Raw genomic sequence first — 19,519 nt, 5'->3', positions numbered from 1 at the left:
ATTCTTAGCTGGCCCCTTCATGTCAATGGGACCACGGAGCGCAGACGGTCCTGCAGCCCTACCCCCATTCAAGGCCGCGAAGTTTCTTCAGCCAGCCATGCAGGCAAATCCCCCGCTGCCTGCCCGGTCACAGCGGCCTCCACGCAGTCTGCAATGCTGCCAAACCGCACCGCACGGCCGGATAGGCCGGGCGCGTAATGGGCGTATTTGCCGGAGTTGGTCATCAGCACCTTTGCCGCGGGCGGAAAGACCGGCTCCGAGATCGAACACCAGCAAATGTCAGGCACGACCCGCACCCCTGATGCCTCAAGCCGCGCCACTGTGCCGTCTGCGCGGGCAGCTTTCAGTGTATCGCGCCCGAGCGTCACAATAACCGCCGTATCAGGATGACACCGCCGCCCGGCCAGAGCGGCATCCAAGGCGCGACATTCAGCGTGCGAAAAATGCGGACTGCCAAAGGCGATGAGATCAACCTTTGCCACCCCAGCGTTGAACTGCCGCCAGACACGGGCCAGATCGTCAGGCGTGATGCGCAGCGTGTCGGCCTCTGCCACAGGCGCGAGATCGGTTTCAGGGGTGATCCCGGCCACATGTAACATCGGCGCAGCGGAGGTGGTGCCAAAGGCGGCGCAAAGCCCTTTCAGATCGTCCTCGCTCGGCGCGGTATTCTCCAACCCGTGCAGCACCGGTATCCGGTCGGGGGCTGCCTGTCCTGCGAGCCAACCCAGCATCGGCCAGATCGCCTCGTCATATTGCGCGGGGAGGACCACCTCGATCACCCGGCGCGGGGCACGGTGGGCGTCAAGGTAAACCCCCGACAGCGGTGCCCGTCCAGTCAGCGCAACGCACAGGTCAAAGAAATCAGGATGTTTCACCGTGCGTGCGCCAAGCACGCTATTGGCATAGATCACCGCGTTGGATTCAGACCAGGCGATGACCTCACCACGCTTGGGCGGCGCAGGCAGTTGGTAGGGCGCGCAGGTGAAACTGGGCTCTGCCCCCATGGTGACATAAGCATCGGCCAAACGGCTCGCTGGCAGACCGAAGTCAGGCGGCACGCCCTGTGCGCGCCAGTTGCCGTGATCGACCGAGATCGCGTTCATCGTGGTCGGCACCCGCACCTGCGACCCCATGTCGGCCATGGTCTGGGCAAGAACCAGGTTGGCGGGGCTCGCGTAGATGCACCCGTCGATATGCACGCGCGTCACGTCGACCAGCCTCTCGGCCCCCTGCCCGCCCGCCATGGTGCAAATGATCTCCATCGCCAGTTGCACTGCCGGTCCTTCGGCGCCATCAAGCATGGCCTGATCCTCGGCGGTGAGATGCAACTCGCGGGCGGGCCTATCGGAAAGGGGCAAGTCCCAGGCATCGGTGCTGATCATCTTTGGCATGATCCGTGCGCTGCGCGCCTTGGCAAGCCGGTCGTAGTCCTTTGCCCCAAGCCGCAGCACCGCCAGCGGCTTGTCAAACATCTCGCCCGCGATCAAAGCCCCCAAGGTTAGGATGTCCTCAGCCTCACGAAAAACCAAGGCGGCAGGGGCATGACCGTTCAGCGCCAGTTCCAGCAAGACGCCACTGCCGGTACAAGAGCCGCGGCTGGTGGGCATCAGCACGACCTTCCCCGCCAGCGACTGACCGCAGAGCGGGTGATGCGCGTCAATGACCTTGCCACTGGCCGGATCGACACCGCCCCAAAAGCTCACCCCTTCGGGCGAGGCCAGCACAGGGCCATGCGCTTCAGCAGGGACGATGATCTGCGCCATGGGCGGCCCTTTTCAGTCAGGTGACGACAAAACCATGGGCAAAGGGGTCACGCTCATCAATGAAGATCGTATTGAAGCCCGTCACCCGCGCCCAACCGGCGATAGAGGGGATGATCGCAGGCTTGCCCGCCACCTCTGCTGCCGCTTCGACGCGGCCTTTGAACATCGAGCCGATGATGGATTCATGGACGAAGTCGGCGCCGACCTCCAGCTTCCCCTTGGCCGCAAGTTGCGCCATCCGTGCCGAGGTGCCGGTGCCGCAGGGCGAACGGTCAATCGCCTTATCGCCATAGAACACTGCGTTGCGGGCATGAGCTTCGGGAGCTTGCGCGGCACCGGTCCAGAGGATGTGGCTCAGCCCATTGATTGCGGGGTGGTCGGGGTGAATGAACTCGTATTTCGCGTTGAGTGCGGCGCGGAGTTTCGGGCTCAGCCCAACCAGCTCTGAAACCGAGAAATCTGCCATATCGCGGAAGGTCTTCTGCGGCTCGACAATGGCATAGAAGTTCCCACCATAGGCCACGTCGACGACCACTTCGCCCAAACCTTCGACCTCCGCTGTCATCCCTTCGGCATGAAGGAAGGCCGGCACATTGGTCAGGCGCACTTCTTCAACGAAACGTCCCTCTTGGCGGTAGGTCACATCGACCCGCCCGGCGGGGGTCTCTAACCGCAACTGGCCGGGGGTGGCGGGGGTAACCAGCCCGTTTTCCAGCGCGATGGTGACGGTGCCGATGGTGCCATGGCCGCACATCGGCAGGCAGCCCGAAGTCTCGATAAACAGCACCGCAATGTCGCAGTCATCGCGCGTTGGAGGATAGAGGATCGCGCCAGACATCTGGTCATGGCCACGCGGCTCAAACATCAGACCGGTGCGGATCCAATCGTATTCGGCCAGAAAATGCGCCCGTTTCTCCAGCATATTGGCCCCTTTCAACAGGGGCGCGCCGCCGGTGACGAGCCGCACCGGGTTGCCGCAGGTATGGCCATCGATACAGGGAAATGTGTGTTGCGTCATGTCAGCCTCTAAAAGCGCGCAGGGGAGAAGGGGGTGAGGTCGATGCCGGGGTCTTGGCCGGTCATCAAATCAGCGATAATGGCGGCGGTGCCCGCGGATTGGGTCAGGCCCAGATGCCCATGCCCAAAGGCGCAGATGATATCGGGACGGCCCGGCAATGCGCCGATAGCAGGCAGGCTGTCAGGCAGCGAGGGGCGGAAGCCCATCCACTGTGTGCCGCCCGAAGTGTCGAGCCCCGGCAGGAAACGTTTGGCCTTTTTCAGCATCGCATCGGCGCGGGCAAAGTTCGGCGGCAAGTCGAGCCCGCCCAGTTCCACCGCGCCGCCAATGCGCAGGCCGTTGCCGATCTTACTGATGACGAACCCATGGCCGCCGAAAGTGACTTGGCGGTGCAGGTCAAAGGCACTTACGGGCAGCGTGGTATTATAGCCCCGCTCGGTCTCCAACGGAATTTTCACGCCCGCGGTCCTCGCCAGATGGTGCGAATGTGCGCCCGCGGCCAGCACCACACGCCCCGGTATCATGCCCGTTGAGGTCTCAACCCCGCCTGCGACCAGACGGTCAGCGCGGGCGATGATGATCTCACCACCTCCTGCGCGGAAGCGTTCGGCCATCGCCAGCACATAGTCGCGTGGGTCGGATATGGACTGCCATTCAGGTGTGAAGGTCGCATGGGTGAACGTAGGCGCAAGGCCGGGTTGATAGGCCGCGATCTCATCGCCCTTCAAATGCGTAAACGCGATCCCCGCCTCTTCCCGCGCCTGCCAGCCGGGCAAGGACGCACGGAACTCGGCCTCACTTTCATAGACCTGCAACTGCCCGTCATGGCGCAACATATGGGTCAGGCCATTTTGCGCGAGATGCGGATCAAGTGCGGCCTGCGATAGCTTCATCAGCGCGGTCTGTGCCACGGTTGAGGCGCGGACCTGTGCAGGCCAACTGGCTTTCCAAAAGCGCCACATCCACGGCGCGATGCGGGCAGCATAACGCGGCGGCACCGTCAACGGCCCCAAGGGATCAAGGAGCCACTTCGGCGCCTGCCGGATCATGCGTGGCGAGGCGAGCGGCAAAATCTCAGAAAAGGCAAAAGCGCCCGCATTGCCCGCCGACGCCCCTGCCGCTGGACCTTCGCGGTCGATCACCTGCACGGCCAGCCCGCGCGCCTGAAGCGCCAGCGCGATGGACAGCCCCACCACACCTGCGCCGACCACCGTGACCGGAGACTGCTGCATCAGCGGAAACCCGAAGAAAGATGGTGGGCTATGGCTGGTGCCTGAAGGCTTAACAAATGCATAGACATCCCCTTTTGGCCCCTTTTCCCCGGTCCTGAACCCGGCTCCAGTTTGGGGGAAAAGAACAGCGGATCGTGATAGAATACAATGAGAATTCGCCGCATCTGCGGCGGTGTTGAGCAGGTAGAGCCGAGCGCGCAGCCCGGCTCTACCTCAGATCGCTTTACTTGCTTGCGTCTTCTGGCAGCAATGCCTCTGGCAGGTTCTGATAGGCCACAGGCCGCAGGAAACGCCGGATCGACAGGGTGCCAACGCTTGTCGCGCCGAAGTTGGTGCTGGCCGGGTAAGGCCCGCCGTGGACCATCGAATCCACCACCTCAACGCCTGTCGGGAACCCATTGGCCAGCAAACGCCCTGCCTTGCGCTCTAGCACTGGCAACAACGTCTGCGCAGCCTCAAGATCCGCGTCGTCCATGTGCAAGGTGATGGTCAACTGCCCATCAAGCTCAACCGCCAGCGCGCGCATCTCGTCGACCGAAGCCACACGCACCACCAATCCTAGCGGGCCAAAGACCTCTTCATGCAGCGCCGGGTTGGCTTTGAATTCCGCCCCGGTTGTCTCGAACAAGGCCGGTGCGGCGGTGCGGCCTGTGCTGTCTGCCACATGCACCTGGCGCAGGCTCGGATCGGCTTTGAACTTGTCGCGGCCAGAGCAATAGGCCTGCGCGATGCCATCTGTCAGCATGACCTGTTCGGCCACGTCCTTGAGCGCCGTGGCGGCGCTTTGTACGAAACTGTCGGCACTTGCGCCATCGATCACCACCGCGATGCCGGGATTGGTGCAGAACTGCCCCGCCCCCATGGTCAGCGACGCGGCCCAGCCTTTGCCCAGCTCCTCGGCGCGGGCTTCCATTGCGGCGGGCAGCATGAACATCGGGTTGACCGAGCCCAATTCGCCAAAGAAAGGGATCGGCTCTGGCCGTGCCGCGCAGAGGTCAAAGAGCGCCCGGCCCCCGGCGAGAGACCCCGTGAAGCCCACGGCTTTGATCAGCGGGTGTTGCACCACGGCCTGTCCGACAGCGCGGTTGCCGCCTTGGATCAGCGAAAACACTCCGCGCGGCATGCCGCAGCTTTTAACCGCTGCATGGATCGCTTCGGCGACGATCTCTCCGGTGCCGGGATGGGCGGAGTGACCTTTGACCACCACCGGGCAACCTGCCGCCAGCGCCGCTGCCGTATCGCCCCCTGCAACGGAAAAGGCGAGCGGGAAGTTCGACGCGCCAAAGACGGCCACAGGGCCGATGGGGCGTTGCACCATCGTGATCGCCGGACGTGGGGCGGGCTGACGCTCGGGCATCGCCGCATCGAAACGGCGGTCGAGGTAATCACCCTTTTCGATATGCGCAGCAAACAGGCGAAGCTGCCCCACGGTCCGGCCCCGCTCCCCTTCAAGCCGCGCTTCCGGCAGGCCGCTTTCCTGACTGCCGATCTCGGTGATCTCTGCTCCGCGGGCGTCGATCTCATCCGCGATGGTGTTAAGGAATTTCGCCCGCGTCGCGCGGCTGGAATAGCCATAGTCCCAAAAGGCCGCCTCTGCCGCTTCACAGGCTTGATCCACCAGATCGACGGTGCCGACCGAGAACTCATGCGCCGGGCCGTGCGCAGGGCTGGAGTTAAAGCGGTCGTCTGTAGCGATCCAGTCGCCAGCGATCAGATGTTTGCCGTGGGGGGTGAAGGCCATAGGGAATCCTTTCGTGTGAGAGTGCGGCATGGTGCCAGCTTGCGTCCTTGGGTCATTGGATACAGTATGTATGCAAAATTACAACCCAAGCTGACGAGGAACCAGATGGCAGATACAACATTCACCCATGAAGAACTTCAAGACATTGTCAGGCGTATTTTCGAGACTGGCGGCCTCACCCCATTGCATGCGGGAGCGCTGGCTCGGGTGATCGTGGCGGGCGAAGGTGACGCCTGCAAATCGCACGGCATTTACCGGATCGAAGGCTGCCTGCGCACCATCAAGGCGGGCAAAGTGGTGCCTGACGCGGTGCCGCAAGTGACCTCTGACGACAGCGCCATCGTGCGGGTCAACGCGGGCAGCGGGTTCTCCAACGCGGCGTTCGAGGCGGGCGCGCCTGTGCTGGCCGAGCGCTGCCGTGCCACTGGGATCGCGGCGATGGTGATCAACGATTGCACCCATTTCGCCGCGCTCTGGCCCGAGATCGAAACCCTGACCGACATGGGGCTGGCGGCAATGGCCATGTGTCCTAGCTATGCCAGCGTTGCGCCGTCTGGCGGGACCGAGCCGCTAATGGGGACCAACCCCTTTGCCTTTGGCTGGCCACGCGGGGACGCTAACCCGTACGTCTTTGACTTCGCCACCAGCGTTGCAGCGCGGGGCGAGATTGAATTGCACCGCCGCGCTGGCACCCTCCTGCCCGAAGGCTGGGCGATTGCACCCGATGGGACCCCAACCACCGATCCCGAAGCCGCGCTTGCCGGGGCGATGTTGCCCTTCGGCAGCCATAAGGGCTCGGCCATATCAACGATGATCGAACTGCTGGCAGCGGTGATGATCGGCGACCTGACCAGCCCAGAGGCCCGCGACGCGCTTGGCACGCTCAGCCTCGCGCCTGCCCATGGCGAGTTAATCATCGCCTTTGATCCCGCCCGTTTCGCCGCTGGTCGCCCCGGTGATCCGATGGCCCGCGCCGAACAGCTTTTCGAAGCGATCCTCGGCCAAGGCGCAAGACTGCCCTCGCAACGCCGCTTTAAGGCCCGCGCCGAGACCCGCGCAGAGGGTATTCCGCTCACCACGGCGGAAAAGGAAAGCCTTGACCGGCTGCTGGCCCAAGGGCTCGAAGCGGTCTGACAAAGAAAAGGCCCACCGCATCAGCGGTGGGCCGGTCCGACGGGGAGACGTCGAAGGGTCAATCAGGCCGCGTATTTGGCCACCGCGCCGCCCTGCTTGGACCAATCCGCGTACCAGCTGCGGAACAGCTTGTACTGCGCTTCGGCATAGCCGCGCTGGCTGTCGGAGAGCGCATCGGTTTCGTTAAAATGCAGCCCATATTCCGCATGGCCTTCCAGCACCATCAGATGCTTATAATAGAGCACCAGATCCGGCCCCTCATCGAAGGAGGACAGAACCCCAAGCGCCGCGTCAAGCTCTTGCGCCCGCTGGCGTGCTTCCGCATCACCCGCTGCTGCTGCTTGGCTCAAGGCCACGAGATGCAGCACTTCGCGCGGCAGCACATTGCCGATCCCGGTGATCGCGCCCGTGGCCCCGCAATTGACGAAACCGTAGTACACGGTCGTGTCCACGCCGATCATCAATGTGATGTCGTCGTCTTGGCTGGTGATGTTCTCCGCCGCGTAGCGCAGATCTTCCGCGCCGCCGAATTCCTTGAACCCGACAAGGTTCGAATGTTCCGCGCGCAGGGCAAAGAACAGATCCGCGCGGGTGGCAAAGCCGTAATAGGGGCTGTTGTAGATCACCGCAGGCAGGTCAGGCGCGGCGGACAGTACCGTTTTAAAATGGTCTTTCTGAGCCGCCACCGAAGAGCCGCGCGACAGGATGCGCGGGATCAGCATCAGCCCCTTTGCGCCAACCTTTTGCGCATGTGCTGCGTGTTCGGCCGCCAGTTTGGTGTTCACCGCGCCGGTGCCGACAACGACCGGCACGCCTGCTTCAACCAGACGCTCAACGCCTTCCATTCGCTCCGCATCGGTCAAAAGCGGCCAATCGCCCATCGAGCCGCAATAAACCACCGCGCTCATCCCGTCGGAGATAAGCTTTTTGCCCATACGCACCAGCGCGTCAAAGTCAGGCTTACGGTCGGCGGTGCAGGGGGTCATCAAGGCTGGAATACAGCCGGAAAAGATCGTCGAGGTCATAGGGTGCTCCATCATAGAAACCGAACGCAGCAGGAGTTTGTGCTTCGGCGTTGAGCTTATCTTACTCATTGTATTTTACTTGTCGACAAAAAAATAAGCCGTGAAAATTCCCACCGCCCTCAACGACCAAGAGCACGCCCTGCGCTTGCGAGTCCAACTCAGACCTCTCTGAGCCACCGCCGGGTTGCACCCTCATGGGCCGTTAGGCAATGCTTAAAGGTCGATATGCTGGCGTCGATCCTGCGCGATAAGCGCCTGTATCTGGTGAACAATCTGGTCCGCATGGGTCTTGGCCAGCGCATCCGCCTTCTCAACGTCGCGAGCTTCTAGCGTCGCGATAAGGTGCTCATGTTCCTCAACATATTCGCGCGGCAGTTGGTCATCGAAGGACTGATAGTACAACCGCAGCAACCGCCGCCCTTCGTCTAATAGCCGCAGGCAAAGCGACTCGTAGTAAGGGTTCCGGCCAGCCCGCGCCACTTCTGCGTGGAACTCGCGGTTGGTGGCAATCATCGCCAAGGCGTCCTGCGCCTCCACCGCTGCTGCGAAATCCTGCTGCCGCAGCCGGATCGCCGCCAGATCCGCTTGCGTGTGAAACTGTGCGGCCAGCCGTGTGGTGACGCGGTACATCAAGGTCATCGCGTCAAAGAAGGTGTGAAGGTTAATAAAGTCGATGTTGGACACGACGGTCGAGCGATTGGGCAAGGTCGTCACCAGCCCTTCACTCGCCAGCCGCACCAAAGCCTCCCGGATCGGCGTGCGCGACATGGACAGCCGCTCAGACAGACGAATTTCGTCGATCGGACTGCCGGGCGCCAAGGTCAGATCAAGGATATCATCGCGCAAGACCGAATAGACATATTGCGCCCCAGAGCCCCGCTTGCGCTCTGATGATTTTGCTTTGCTGCTCATGTGAAACCCTTGGGAACTAGACCCTCAAGATCTATCCGCTGGGCGGCGAAACTACAATGTTGCCCCATGCGCAAGACAGCGTGCTGGCCCGCGCCAGATAACACGCACTTGACCCAAACAGTGTGGCGACCTAAGAGATGCCAGAATCTAAACCGACCAGACGGTACAGTGTGAAAAACGTCAAGCCATCAGCCGGGTCTCAAAACGCGTCCCTGAGAATACTTGAGGCCGCGCGCGCAATTGCGGCGCGTGACGGGGCGGGGAAGATAACAATTGATGCGGTGGCCCGTGAATCCGGGCTCAGCAAAGGCGGCGTGCTTTACAACTTTCCAAGCAAGAAAGCGCTGCTCTCTGGGTTGTTGGATCAAATGCTGACCTCCCATCGCGCGTTAAGTGAAACACTGCCCCATGACCTGCCCTCGCGTATCTTGCGGGGGCAGTTGGAAACGATGCTTCAGATGCAGAAAGCCGATGTGGACCTGGCCATGGCGATCCTCGCAGCGGCGGCATCAGACCCCCAGTTGCTCGATCCGCTGCGTGCCGAGCTATCGGATCAGATAGACCTCATCCTTTCAGAGACACAGGACCCTGCAACCGCGATGATCGTTGTCCTTGCTCTGCAAGGTCTGCGGTTCCAAGACTTACTAAAACTGCCAGACGGTGGCGCACAGGTACGAGAACGCGTGGTCGAGCGGCTAAGGACAATGATTGATGAACTTGAATAAAACGAACCGACGCTGGAAACGACTGGCGACTGCAACCGCGCTTGCCACCGCGATGACCCTTGCCGCAGGCGTTTTGCCGGGGCCGTTGGGCGGCCTTTGGGCGCAGACGGACACCTCCGCCGCACCGGAGAACGCGGCAGACGCGAACAGCGCGCAATTCAGCCAGCCCGTGACTGTCGAAGTGACCGAAGTGGTCAGCCGCAGGGTCACCCAGTCCCGGTCCATGGCGGGGCGTGTCAAACCCCTCCGGACTGTCGATATTGCCTTTCAGGTGCCAGGGCAGATCATTTCTATTCAGGTGAAGCCGGGCTCGAAGGTGGCAAAGGGCGATTTGATTGCCCAGCTAGACCAGACCGATTTCGAATTGGCAGTCGACCGGGCGCAGGCGTCTTACGACCTGGCCAATTCGGAAATGAAGCGGGCGACGAGCCTTGCCGAACGGGGGGTTGCTGCGGACGCACGGCTCGACGCGGCACGCGCGCAGTTCGCACAGGCCGATGTGTCACGCCGCGAGGCCAAGCGGCGCTATGACCAGACCCAGATTATCGCGCCTTTCGACGCGATCGTCGCGCGAACCTTTGTTGAGGAATACGTCAACGTGACCTCTGCCGCGCCCGTGGCGCGCTTGCAGGACGTTAGCGAGATGCGGGTTTTGACCTCCATGTCCGAAGAACTCGCCGCCGTCGGGCGCTCGACGCCTGACGCCTTTGAAATTGTCGCGTCCTTTCCTGCGGTGCCGGGCTATACCGCGCCGCTCGTCCTGCGGTCTTTCGCGACGGACGCTGACCCAACCGCGCAGACCTATGACGTGGAGTTTGCGATTTCGGGCGAGGTCGACCCGCGCATCCTACCCGGAATGACAGCGGATGTGCGCATCTCAACCACCTCTGTCGATAACCCGGAACTCTCCGTCATTATCCCCGTCTCGGCGGTGGATACGACAAGCCGAACTGATCCGTCTGCATGGGTCTATGATGAGGCGTCAGGAAAAGTCACACGCAGAACGATCCGACTTGGCCTGCCCGTTGGCGACAACTTTATCGTTCTGGACGGTCTTGAGGCGGGCGAACTGGTCGTTTCTGGCGGCTGGTGGCGGTTGAGCGACAATCAGACTGTGACAGCCTCGGGGCGTTGATCCCGTAATATTTAGCGGGACTTGGATAGACCTATGGCAATCAGCATCTCACGCGCGAGCATCAAACGTCCTGTCGCGGTTTGGCTCGCGATTATCTTCTGCCTGTTGGGCGGCTACTGGGGTTTGAATACGGTCGGTCGGCTCGAAGACCCCAATTTCACCCTAAAAACGGCACTGGTCTTTGTGCCCTACCCCGGCGCGACTGCGGTCGAGGTCGAGGAGGAAGTGTCCGATGTTGTTGAGAACGCGCTTCAGCAGATGAAGCAACTCGACCGGGTGGAATCCAAGTCCATGCCCGGTATGGCGCAGATCACCGTCGAAATTGAGATGACCTATGGCCCGGATGAAATTCCGCAGGTCTGGGACGAGATGCGCAGACGGATCAGAGACGTGCAGGGCAAGCTCCCCGCCGGCGCACGCCCGCCGATCATTAATGACGATTTTGGCGATGTCTACGGCATGTTCTACGCCGTCACGACAGAGGGGCTCAGCCCTACCGAACAGCGTGATTTGGCCAAGACCTTGCGGCTTGGGCTGGTCACCGTCGATGGGGTGGCCAAGGTGGAGGTCCAAGGGCTTACCGAGGAGGTGATCGACATCTCCGTGTCATCGTCGCGCCTCACGGAACTGGGCCTGCCGCCAAACCAGATTTTGGGCATTCTTGCGGACGAAAACCAAGTTTTCACCAATGGCGAAATCACCGAAGGGCCAGCGCGGATCGGCCTGTCGGTGCCTCCGGGCTATGTCAGTCCAGAGGGGATTGAAGAACTGCGCATCGGGCTTGCAGGACAGGTGGGGCAGATCGCCATCTCCGACATCGCCCGCGTCACGCGCGAAGAAGCCGAACAGCCCAGCCAGATCATCCGGCAGAACGGTGTAAGCGCCTTTACCCTTGGTGTGTCCGCCCTCACGGATCGCAACGTGGTCGAGGTCGGAGACGCGGTCTCGGCCCGGCTGGAGGGGTTGAAAGCGCAACTGCCTGTCGGGGTGGAGGTCATCCCGGTCTACGAGCAACATCGCGTTGTCGATCAAGCGGTGTCGAGCTTTCTCGTCAGCCTCGCGCAGTCTGTGGGCATCGTTGTTGCAGCCTTGATGCTCACCATGGGCTGGCGCGCCGGTCTGGTGGTGGGCGCGACCCTGGGTCTGACGGTTTTCTCAACGCTGTTTTTCATGTCCGCTTTCGGCATCGCGATGGAACGCATCAGCCTTGGCGCTTTGATCATTGCCATGGGGATGCTGGTCGACAATGCCATCGTCATCACCGAAGGCATGGTCATCGGCATGGCACGCGGCAAGAGCGCGGAAGACGCCGCTGCAGAAACCGAAACGGCCACCTCTGTCCCTCTGCTGGGGGCCACGGTCATTGGGATCATGGCGTTTTCCGGCATCGGCTTGTCGCCGGATGCGACCGGTGAATTCCTGTTCTCGCTTTTTGCGGTGATCGCGATCTCTTTGCTGCTCAGCTGGGCGCTTGCTGTCTCGGTCACGCCCTATTTGGGGCGGTTGTTGCTCAAAGCGCCGAAAAACGCGTCAGACGACCCCTACGGTGGGGCGCTTTACGGTGCCTACCGCGGGTTCCTTTGGCTGGCGCTGCGGATGCGGGTGCTTGTCGTGGTGGCGATCTTGGGGATCACGGTCTGGTCCGTCATGGCCTTTGGGCAGGTCAAACAGGCGTTCTTTCCCGCGTCGAACACGCCGCTTTTCTACGTCCAAGTCCAGATGCCGCAAGGCACCGATATCAACGTCACAGACGCCGAGATGGCGCGGCTTGAAAAGATCCTTCTGGCCGAGGAAAACGTGACCGGTCTGACCACACTGGTCGGGCGCGGCGCGAGCCGTTTCATGCTGACCTATAACCCAGAGCAGGCGGACTCCAGCTATGGGCAACTCATTGTTCGGGTGGACGATGCCGAAGTGATCCCTTCCATCGCGGACCGGCTTAACGGGGTTCTGCCAGCGCAGTTCCCACACGCGCTCGTTCGGGTTGAGCAGATCGTTTTCGGCCCTCCCTCGGGGGCTGATGTCGCAGTGCGGTTCTCGGGGCCTGATCCGGTGGTCCTGCGACAGCTTGCGGATGAGGCGATGGAGGTCTACGCGCAAGCAGGCACCATCACCAACCCGCGTACAGACTGGCGCCAGCGGGAAATCCTTGTCGAACCCGTGGTCGACGAATCCCGGATGCGGCTGGCCGGTACAACGCGAAGCGCAATTGCAGATACCGTGAAATATGGCACCTCGGGTCTGCAGGTCGGTGATCTGCGGGAAGATGACGAAGTCATACCGATCCGGCTGCGCCTGCCTGAAGCCGAGCGTGATGGGGTTGACCGATTGCGCGACCTGTCCGTCTGGTCTGACGGGGCTGGTGCCTATGTTCCGATTACCAATTTGGTTGAGCGGTTTGAGACCCGTCTGGTCGAAGCGCTGATCCACAGGCGAAACCGGGAGCGGACGATCTCTGTCCTTGGCGGCGCGCGCGATGACCTGACCGCGGATGAGGCCTTCCGCAGTGTGCGGTCGCAGGTCGAGGCGATCACACTGCCCGACGGTTATGCGATGGAATGGGGCGGTGAGTTTGAAAGCGCAAAAGACGCGCAAGCAAGTCTTGGCAAACAGCTGCCGCTTGGTTTCCTCGTGATGCTGACAATCTCGATCTTGATGTTCAACAAAATCCGTCAGCCCCTGATACTTTGGCTTGTTGTGCCGATGTCTGTCACGGGCATGGTTCTGGGGCTCTTGTTCACTGGGTTGCCGTTCACCTTTACCGCGCTGCTGGGCTTCCTCTCGCTCTCCGGTATGCTGATGAAAAACGCGATCGTTCTGGTGGAGGAAATCGACCAGCAACGCGCGGACGGTGTGCCGGATTACAAGGCCATCGTGGACGGTTCGGTCAGCCGTTTGCGGCCTGTGGTCCTTGCCGCTGGCACGACAATCTTTGGGATGATCCCCCTTCTGCCGGATGCGTTTTTCGCATCTATGGCGGTGACGATCATGGGCGGGCTGGCCTATGCGTCAGTGCTCACCCTGCTTGCCGTTCCGGTGCTTTATGCGCTCTTGTTTCGCATTCGGGCGAAATAGGGTTTAGCGGTTGAAGGGCGGGTAGGTTTGCGCGATCTGAGCACGGACGCGGGCTATGGCCTTACATGATCCGTGCTCATTTCGCCAACCTTCCGCGCCTGCGGCTTAATCGTGGCCAAAGGGAGAGCTCCTGCAGCTTAATCGTAGTCAAAGGGAGGGCTCCTGCCCTCTTTTGCGCGCTTAAAGCCTTACCAACCCCCGATTGCGCTGCTGCCCTACCCCGTGAGGCCGATGCGCAACATCGCAAATCCCGCGCCACTGCATCACAACCACCCGATGCACCAAAGGCGATCGGCCCAAAACTCAAATTCGCGGGAACCTTTCTCTGTAAGCTGCATCTAAGGATCTGAGCGCCGCCAAAAGGCGCTGTTCATGACACCGAAAGGAAATGAGATGTTAAGATCCTTATTGCTCCCTGCAGCCCTGACCGCCATGTCCGCCAGCCTCGCCTTTGCCCACGACACCGAGGCTGTCAAACAATCACCTCCGAATGAGCCCTATGTACAGGTCAGCGACGTCCTGCCTCTGCCTGAGTTCCTGCCCGGTCTCGGCACACTCTTCGTGGACCCAGAAACATTGCCCGCCGGACCATTCCTGGCCTATGATCACGATGGCCGCCTCTCTGCGACAGTCTATATGACACCGCTCGACGCGCTTGCCGAGGGAACGGCGTATAATGACCTGCACCTTGGGATGCATGAGGTCACTTCGGTCGATGTTTACTACAATGCTGGTCATCCAGGTGTGGAGGTGCCGCATGCGCATGTTGTGCTCTATCACGATGAAGAGGCCAAAGGGCGGTTGGCGCAATGACCTATCTGCGCCGACAGCTGCTGCAAATGGGGGGTGGCGCCTTGGTCACCCTTATGCAGCCTGCGATCCTTTGTGCCGCACCGTTAAGGGAGGTTGAAATGCGCGGGACTGGCCGAGGTGAGCAGGTTTGGTTCCGCCCTCATGGCCTTGCGGTCGCACGCGGCACGACGGTTCGGTTTATCAACCGTGATCGGGGCAACAGCCACACCGCCACGGCCTATCACCCCGATAATTTTGACCGCGCCCGCCGAATACCGAAGACCGCCACGGCATGGGATAGCGACTTCCTGCTGCCTAACGATAGTTATGAGGTCGTGTTGTCGGAGCCGGGCGTCTACGACTATTTTTGCATCCCGCATGAAATGGCCGGTATGGTCGGGCGCATCGTCGTTGGAACGCCCAGAGACCCCGGTTGGGAAGGACCGAGCCGCGACACCAGTGATGTAAGCGAAGCGGTCTTGGGTGCGCTGCCCTCCGTCGAAGATATCTTGAACCAAGGACAGATCAGCCGGGAGGATGCGATGTGACTGCTCAGCCGGGATATAAGACCGTTGCTACGCCAGAGCCAACCACAGCAGAAGCAGAGCTTGTGACCCGTGCCAAACTTGGTGAGGAAGCCGCCATCCGTGAGTTGATCCGGCGCATGAACCCGCGCCTATTCCGGATCGCGCGAGGCATTGTGTTTACCGATGCAGATGCGGAAGAGGTCGTGCAGGAAAGCTATCTCAAAGCCTTCACCCATTTGGACACCTTCCGAGCCGAGGCGCGTTTTTCGACGTGGATCATTCGCATCGCGATCAACACCGCGCGGATGAGACTGCGCTCCGCCCGACCGCAAGAGGAATATGATACCGTGACCGAACCCAGAAACGCGACCGAGTCCGTCCTCGCCTTTCCGGGGCAAGAGACCAACATGCCCGAAGCCGCGCTTGGACGCACACAGATCCGCGCTCTTTTGGAAAGCACGGTCGCACAACTGCCGTCTGATCTGCGACTGCCCTTTCTGATGCGAGAGGCCGAGAACATGAGCGTACGCGCCATCGCCCGCCATCTGTCGCTCAATCCGATCACTGTAAAAACGCGGCTGTTTCGTGCGCGACGCCGACTACGCACGACGCTCGAAGAACGTATCCACGGCGGGTTCGATGCGATTTTCCCGTTCGATGGCGCCCGCTGCGCAGGCATGGCAGATCGAGTGGTGGCGGGTCTTAATCGGTCTTAAGAAGGTGACGGGCAACCATGCAGCGTCTTGGGGGCAAAAAGTCGCTTTTCAACATCATGCCAGTGGGCATTCGACAGCGCGGGTGTTTTTAGATAAAACGAGGGTACTCTGGCTTTCGACGCACGCAGTAAGAACCTCCGCTCCCCTCAACCACTGCTGCGGACCTCCATATTCCCGCGCAGACGCGGCAGCGCTTGAGGATGCTCTTTTTGCAGCCAGTCGATCATTTTCTCACGGATCTCACAGCGCAGATCCCATGCCTGCGGAGAGGTCCGGGCACTAACCAGACCGCGCACCGCAATACTGTCTTTCTCGGTCTCAGAGACCTGAAGGTTGACCACCTGCCCGTCCCAAAGGGGCGAAGCTTTGGCCAATTCCTCAAGCTTGGTGCGCATCTTGTCGATTGGCACCGTATAATCGAGATACCAAAACACCGTGCCGATGATCGACGCGCTTTCGCGGGTCCAATTCTGGAACGGTTTCTCTATGAAATAGGACAGCGGCACCACCATCCGCCGCCAATCCCACAGACGCACGACGACATAGGTGGCGAAAATCTCTTCGATCCAGCCCCATTCATCCTCGACGATTACGACGTCTTCGAGCCTGATCGGCTGGGTGATGGCGATCTGTAGCCCCGCGATCAGGTTGGTCAGCACCGGACGCGCCGCGAGCCCAACGACCAGACCTGCCGCCCCGGCCGAGGCAAACAGCCCCGCGCCGTATTTCTGCACGCTTTCAAAGGTCAACAAGACCCCCGCTGCCGTGAAGATACCCAATATGATGGTCACGGTTCGGCGCAACACCCGCGCTTGGGTCACGAATTTTCGCGCCGAGAGGTTGTCTTCGACATCCAGCCGATGCCGACGCACGGACCGTTCTGCGAAATGATTGGTCAGAAGGATCAGCGTCCAACCGACAAGAATAATCAGTAGGACGAGAAACAGATGCGCCGCGCCGTCTTGCCAGCCGTAGAGCCGCACATTCGGCAAGACCCAAGCCAGCGCCGCGACCACGGCGGCAAGGCGCAGCGGCCTGCGCGCGCGACGCAGGAGGGACCGCCCGGTGATGTTCTTTTCCGAGATTACGCGGTCGAGAATGCGGTATCCGATCCAATGGACCGCCAGCCCCGCCGCGCAGGCCAGAAGCACTGCAAGCAAGGGACTGACGAACTCCGGCGCGGCATCAAGTCGCGCTAAAACATCCGATGCTATTCGGTCCAGCGTCTCCATGGTTCAGGCCCACCAAACCACCATCGCCAAGGTGGCCACGACAAGCAGTCCGGCCCAAAGGGTGCGGTCCTGCCAAAGCGGTTTCTCCCACTGGGTGAAGATCTCCTTGGCCTCTTCGCCCTGCCACACAAGGTCTTCGATATTCTCTTTTTCCTTCGGCGAGGTGGCGTAGGAAATACCGAAATGCAGGATGATCCCGATGGTCATCATGATCGACGACATCACTGTATAGTGAATTTCCGGCAGCCCCATATAGACCCAGTAATTCGTCACTTCCTTCAGGACGAAAAGCGGAATGCCGATGATCAGGCCGAACATGATCGTCCAGAACGCGCCATTGCCGTTCAACCGCTTGAACATCAGGCCAAGGATATAGACCACCACGATGGTTGGCACGATATAGGACAGCGAGGATTGGAAATAGCTGAACAAGCTTTCAAACCCGGCAATCATTGGCGCATAGATCGCGCCAAAAACCATGACGGCCGCAGTGACCAGCTTGCCCATCCAAACCTGACGGTCCTCACTCACGTTGAATATCGGTTCGGCAAAGTCTTTCACTACCAAGGTTGAAGCGGAGTTCAACGCGGAGTCGAGCGAGGACATGATCGCCGCGATCAGCGCCGCCATGATCAACCCGCGCACGCCGATGGGCATCAGCTCGAACGCCAGCGTGGGAAAGGCAAGGTCAGGTGTTTCAAGGTCGGGGTAGAGCTTGAGCGCGATCACCCCCGGCAGGACCATCAGAAAGATGTTCGGCAGCTTCAGAAAACCGGCGAAAATGGCACCGATCTGCCCTTCCTTCAGGTCCTTTGCGCCTAATGTTCTCTGAACGACGAACTGGTTGATCGTCCAATAGTAAAAGCCCAGCAGGATAACGCCCAACAGCCCCGTCCACGGTAGGAAATCATCATCCGCCGGCAGGATCATATGGGTCATCTCTTCGGGCGTGCCGGTGAACAGTTCTTTCCAGCCGCCGATCTCATCAAGCCCAATCCAGAACAGGGCCGCGGCCCCGATGATGAGCAAGATCGCCTGCACCGTGTCGGTGACAACCACCGCCGAAAGCCCGCCCAGAATGGTGTAGATGCCCGCGACCAAGGCCAGCATCGCAACGGCGGTCCAAAGGTTCAGATAGCCGGTGACGTTCGAAATCACCAAGCCGCCCGCATAAAGCGCCCCGGCGGTGTCGATGAACATGATGGCGAGGATGGTGAAAAGCGAAAACGCCCGGCGTGAACGAACGTCATAGCGTTCTTCCAAAAAGCCCGGCACGGTCGAGATTTTCGCCCGCAGGTAGGACGGCAGAATGAAGATCGCGAATAGGATCAAGACCAGCGCGGCGGTCCATTCATAGTTGAAAATCACGACGCCATTCGCATAGGCCCCGCCCATCAACCCCACAAAGCTGGAGCCGGACATGTTGGAGGCGAAAAGCGAGAAACCGATCAGATACCAAGGCAGTGACCGACCGGCGAGGAAGTAATCCTCGGACCCGCCGGATTGTTTGCGCGAAACGTAAATGCCATGGGCGACGACACCGATAAAATAAGCCACCACAATCGCATAGTCGATCAGGTGTAGATCAAATTTCGCGCTCTCCATCATGCTCTCCTAAAATATTCTTTGCGCCTAATTCCGAGATTGGCCCGCACGGCCAGTGGCTCAGTCTTCCTCTTCCCAAGGTTCCATTTCCTGCAATTCCTTCTCGGTCGCAGAGACATAGGCCCGCAGGTCGTCCCCGCCCAAACGGCGCATTTCGATCATATCCAGCGGCACGGCGACCTGTGTTTCGCCCAAGCCAAGGAAGCCGCCGATGTCGAGGATCACCATTTTGATCTGGCCATCTTCGCTAAAGGTGACCTGCGAAATCTCACCAATCCAGTTGTCGTTCTGGCCAAAGGCCGCGAGCCCGAAGAATTCTTCGGAATCCAGATCGCTCAATTTAACGATCTCGATCTTTTCGCCGCCTTCGCGCATATCGGCGGCGCGCAGACGCACGTCGTCTTCGTTGTATTCCGGGGCGGCCTTCAGGTCTTCTTTCTGCCCGGTATAGAGCAGGAAGAACTCGTTCTCTTCATCCGCGTCCGGCAGGAAACGCAAGTCGTCGAGAGACAGCACCCGCGTGGCCCCCTTGCCCAGAAACCCGCCCGCATCGACGATGATGCCGCGCAATGTCCCATCGCGGCTGATGACCACTTCGGAGATTTGCCCGGCCATGGTCCAGCCTTCCATGGGCTCTTTCAATTCTTCGAGGTCGATCTCGCCCATCGGCTCATCCTTTGCGGGCAAGAACAGCTTGTGACCATTCAGGCTCGACAAGGCGATCATCGTGTCTTGGGGAATGAACATCGGTGTTTCAGTCTCGGATCGCAGTGCCGTGGCGGCGAGGCTGCCAATCAGCGTAATTGCTAGAAGCGGCGCGTTTCTCATGACTGTCTCCTGCTGAAAATTCGGTCGGGCAAAGCCGGTAGCATCACAGGAGTAACGGG

The 19,519-nt window shown here is 60.6% G+C and carries 16 protein-coding genes; 7 read left to right on the top strand and 9 right to left on the bottom strand.

Annotated features, from left to right (window positions below; all coding sequences use genetic code 11):
- Window positions 1-68: 68 nt before the first annotated feature.
- From lhpI to HTT03_RS06365, 4 genes are all read right to left on the bottom strand, one after another.
- Window positions 69-1,763, bottom strand: a complete 1,695-nt coding sequence (gene lhpI, locus HTT03_RS06380; protein WP_174859043.1) for a cis-3-hydroxy-L-proline dehydratase — start codon at window positions 1,761-1,763, stop codon at window positions 69-71.
- A gap of 16 nt (window positions 1,764-1,779) precedes the next feature.
- Entirely contained in the window at window positions 1,780-2,781 is a 1,002-nt protein-coding gene (locus HTT03_RS06375) for a 4-hydroxyproline epimerase (RefSeq protein ID WP_174859042.1), read from the bottom strand.
- A gap of 8 nt (window positions 2,782-2,789) precedes the next feature.
- The gene (locus HTT03_RS06370) at window positions 2,790-4,013 is read right to left on the bottom strand and encodes an NAD(P)/FAD-dependent oxidoreductase (RefSeq protein WP_174859041.1); all 1,224 of its coding nucleotides are present in this window, start codon (window positions 4,011-4,013) and stop codon (window positions 2,790-2,792) included.
- 223 nt (window positions 4,014-4,236) lie between these two features.
- The gene (locus tag HTT03_RS06365) at window positions 4,237-5,754 is read right to left on the bottom strand and encodes an aldehyde dehydrogenase (NADP(+)) (protein WP_174859040.1); all 1,518 of its coding nucleotides are present in this window, start codon (window positions 5,752-5,754) and stop codon (window positions 4,237-4,239) included.
- Window positions 5,755-5,859: 105 nt separating this feature from the next.
- Between HTT03_RS06365 and HTT03_RS06360 the strand changes: the two genes are divergently transcribed.
- Window positions 5,860-6,888: an Ldh family oxidoreductase gene (locus tag HTT03_RS06360; protein ID WP_174859039.1), complete on the top strand. Its 1,029-nt coding sequence runs from the start codon at window positions 5,860-5,862 to the stop codon at window positions 6,886-6,888.
- A gap of 62 nt (window positions 6,889-6,950) precedes the next feature.
- Here HTT03_RS06360 and HTT03_RS06355 read toward each other — a convergent pair whose 3' ends face one another.
- The gene (locus HTT03_RS06355; RefSeq protein WP_174859038.1) at window positions 6,951-7,913 is read right to left on the bottom strand and encodes a dihydrodipicolinate synthase family protein; all 963 of its coding nucleotides are present in this window, start codon (window positions 7,911-7,913) and stop codon (window positions 6,951-6,953) included.
- A 213-nt stretch (window positions 7,914-8,126) separates the two neighbouring features.
- The gene (locus HTT03_RS06345; protein ID WP_174859037.1) at window positions 8,127-8,825 is read right to left on the bottom strand and encodes a GntR family transcriptional regulator; all 699 of its coding nucleotides are present in this window, start codon (window positions 8,823-8,825) and stop codon (window positions 8,127-8,129) included.
- A gap of 137 nt (window positions 8,826-8,962) precedes the next feature.
- Between HTT03_RS06345 and HTT03_RS06340 the strand changes: the two genes are divergently transcribed.
- The 6 genes from HTT03_RS06340 (at window position 8,963) to HTT03_RS06315 (ending at window position 15,795) form a co-directional block, all read left to right on the top strand.
- On the top strand, window positions 8,963-9,550 hold the full coding sequence (locus HTT03_RS06340) for a TetR/AcrR family transcriptional regulator (protein ID WP_174859036.1): 588 nt from the start codon (window positions 8,963-8,965) through the stop codon (window positions 9,548-9,550).
- A complete protein-coding gene (locus HTT03_RS06335; protein ID WP_174859035.1) occupies window positions 9,537-10,685 on the top strand; it encodes an efflux RND transporter periplasmic adaptor subunit in 1,149 nt (382 codons plus the stop codon). Before HTT03_RS06340 ends, HTT03_RS06335 begins: the two co-directional genes overlap by 14 nt.
- A gap of 33 nt (window positions 10,686-10,718) precedes the next feature.
- Window positions 10,719-13,760 (top strand): efflux RND transporter permease subunit, encoded by a 3,042-nt coding sequence (locus HTT03_RS06330; protein ID WP_174859034.1) that lies wholly within the window; start codon window positions 10,719-10,721, stop codon window positions 13,758-13,760.
- A gap of 393 nt (window positions 13,761-14,153) precedes the next feature.
- Window positions 14,154-14,573, top strand: a complete 420-nt coding sequence (locus HTT03_RS06325; protein ID WP_174859033.1) for a hypothetical protein — start codon at window positions 14,154-14,156, stop codon at window positions 14,571-14,573.
- Window positions 14,570-15,100 (top strand): plastocyanin/azurin family copper-binding protein, encoded by a 531-nt coding sequence (locus tag HTT03_RS06320; protein ID WP_174859032.1) that lies wholly within the window; start codon window positions 14,570-14,572, stop codon window positions 15,098-15,100. Before HTT03_RS06325 ends, HTT03_RS06320 begins: the two co-directional genes overlap by 4 nt.
- Window positions 15,097-15,795 (top strand): RNA polymerase sigma factor, encoded by a 699-nt coding sequence (locus HTT03_RS06315; protein ID WP_174859031.1) that lies wholly within the window; start codon window positions 15,097-15,099, stop codon window positions 15,793-15,795. Before HTT03_RS06320 ends, HTT03_RS06315 begins: the two co-directional genes overlap by 4 nt.
- 146 nt (window positions 15,796-15,941) lie before the next feature.
- Here the strand turns inward: HTT03_RS06315 and HTT03_RS06310 are convergent, their stop codons facing one another.
- From HTT03_RS06310 to HTT03_RS06300, 3 genes are read right to left on the bottom strand one after another with little or no spacing between them, the layout of a single operon-like run.
- Window positions 15,942-17,027 carry a mechanosensitive ion channel family protein gene (locus tag HTT03_RS06310; protein ID WP_174859030.1) on the bottom strand — a complete coding sequence of 362 codons (1,086 nt, stop codon included), beginning with the start codon at window positions 17,025-17,027 and terminating at the stop codon, window positions 15,942-15,944.
- Between the two features lie 3 nt (window positions 17,028-17,030).
- The gene (locus HTT03_RS06305) at window positions 17,031-18,632 is read right to left on the bottom strand and encodes a sodium:solute symporter (RefSeq protein WP_174859029.1); all 1,602 of its coding nucleotides are present in this window, start codon (window positions 18,630-18,632) and stop codon (window positions 17,031-17,033) included.
- Window positions 18,633-18,692: 60 nt separating this feature from the next.
- On the bottom strand, window positions 18,693-19,460 hold the full coding sequence (locus HTT03_RS06300) for a PRC-barrel domain-containing protein (RefSeq protein WP_174859028.1): 768 nt from the start codon (window positions 19,458-19,460) through the stop codon (window positions 18,693-18,695).
- Window positions 19,461-19,519: the final 59 nt, after the last annotated feature.

The organism is Sulfitobacter maritimus, assembly GCF_013346665.1.
Taxonomy (GTDB): domain Bacteria; phylum Pseudomonadota; class Alphaproteobacteria; order Rhodobacterales; family Rhodobacteraceae; genus Sulfitobacter; species Sulfitobacter maritimus.
Note: the sequence above shows the minus strand (reverse complement) of the source record. Positions and strands in the feature narration are given on the sequence as shown.

What these genes read in the sequence shown, in the direction of transcription:
- lhpI (WP_174859043.1), bottom strand. Translation starts at nt 1,763, where the DNA reads ATGGCGCAGATCATCGTCCCTGCTGAAGCGCATGGCCCTGTGCTGGCC.
- HTT03_RS06375 (WP_174859042.1), bottom strand. Translation starts at nt 2,781, where the DNA reads ATGACGCAACACACATTTCCCTGTATCGATGGCCATACCTGCGGCAAC.
- HTT03_RS06370 (WP_174859041.1), bottom strand. Translation starts at nt 4,013, where the DNA reads ATGCAGCAGTCTCCGGTCACGGTGGTCGGCGCAGGTGTGGTGGGGCTG.
- HTT03_RS06365 (WP_174859040.1), bottom strand. Translation starts at nt 5,754, where the DNA reads ATGGCCTTCACCCCCCACGGCAAACATCTGATCGCTGGCGACTGGATC.
- HTT03_RS06360 (WP_174859039.1), top strand. Translation starts at nt 5,860, where the DNA reads ATGGCAGATACAACATTCACCCATGAAGAACTTCAAGACATTGTCAGG.
- HTT03_RS06355 (WP_174859038.1), bottom strand. Translation starts at nt 7,913, where the DNA reads ATGACCTCGACGATCTTTTCCGGCTGTATTCCAGCCTTGATGACCCCC.
- HTT03_RS06345 (WP_174859037.1), bottom strand. Translation starts at nt 8,825, where the DNA reads ATGAGCAGCAAAGCAAAATCATCAGAGCGCAAGCGGGGCTCTGGGGCG.
- HTT03_RS06340 (WP_174859036.1), top strand. Translation starts at nt 8,963, where the DNA reads ATGCCAGAATCTAAACCGACCAGACGGTACAGTGTGAAAAACGTCAAG.
- HTT03_RS06335 (WP_174859035.1), top strand. Translation starts at nt 9,537, where the DNA reads ATGAACTTGAATAAAACGAACCGACGCTGGAAACGACTGGCGACTGCA.
- HTT03_RS06330 (WP_174859034.1), top strand. Translation starts at nt 10,719, where the DNA reads ATGGCAATCAGCATCTCACGCGCGAGCATCAAACGTCCTGTCGCGGTT.
- HTT03_RS06325 (WP_174859033.1), top strand. Translation starts at nt 14,154, where the DNA reads ATGTTAAGATCCTTATTGCTCCCTGCAGCCCTGACCGCCATGTCCGCC.
- HTT03_RS06320 (WP_174859032.1), top strand. Translation starts at nt 14,570, where the DNA reads ATGACCTATCTGCGCCGACAGCTGCTGCAAATGGGGGGTGGCGCCTTG.
- HTT03_RS06310 (WP_174859030.1), bottom strand. Translation starts at nt 17,027, where the DNA reads ATGGAGACGCTGGACCGAATAGCATCGGATGTTTTAGCGCGACTTGAT.
- HTT03_RS06305 (WP_174859029.1), bottom strand. Translation starts at nt 18,632, where the DNA reads ATGGAGAGCGCGAAATTTGATCTACACCTGATCGACTATGCGATTGTG.
- HTT03_RS06300 (WP_174859028.1), bottom strand. Translation starts at nt 19,460, where the DNA reads ATGAGAAACGCGCCGCTTCTAGCAATTACGCTGATTGGCAGCCTCGCC.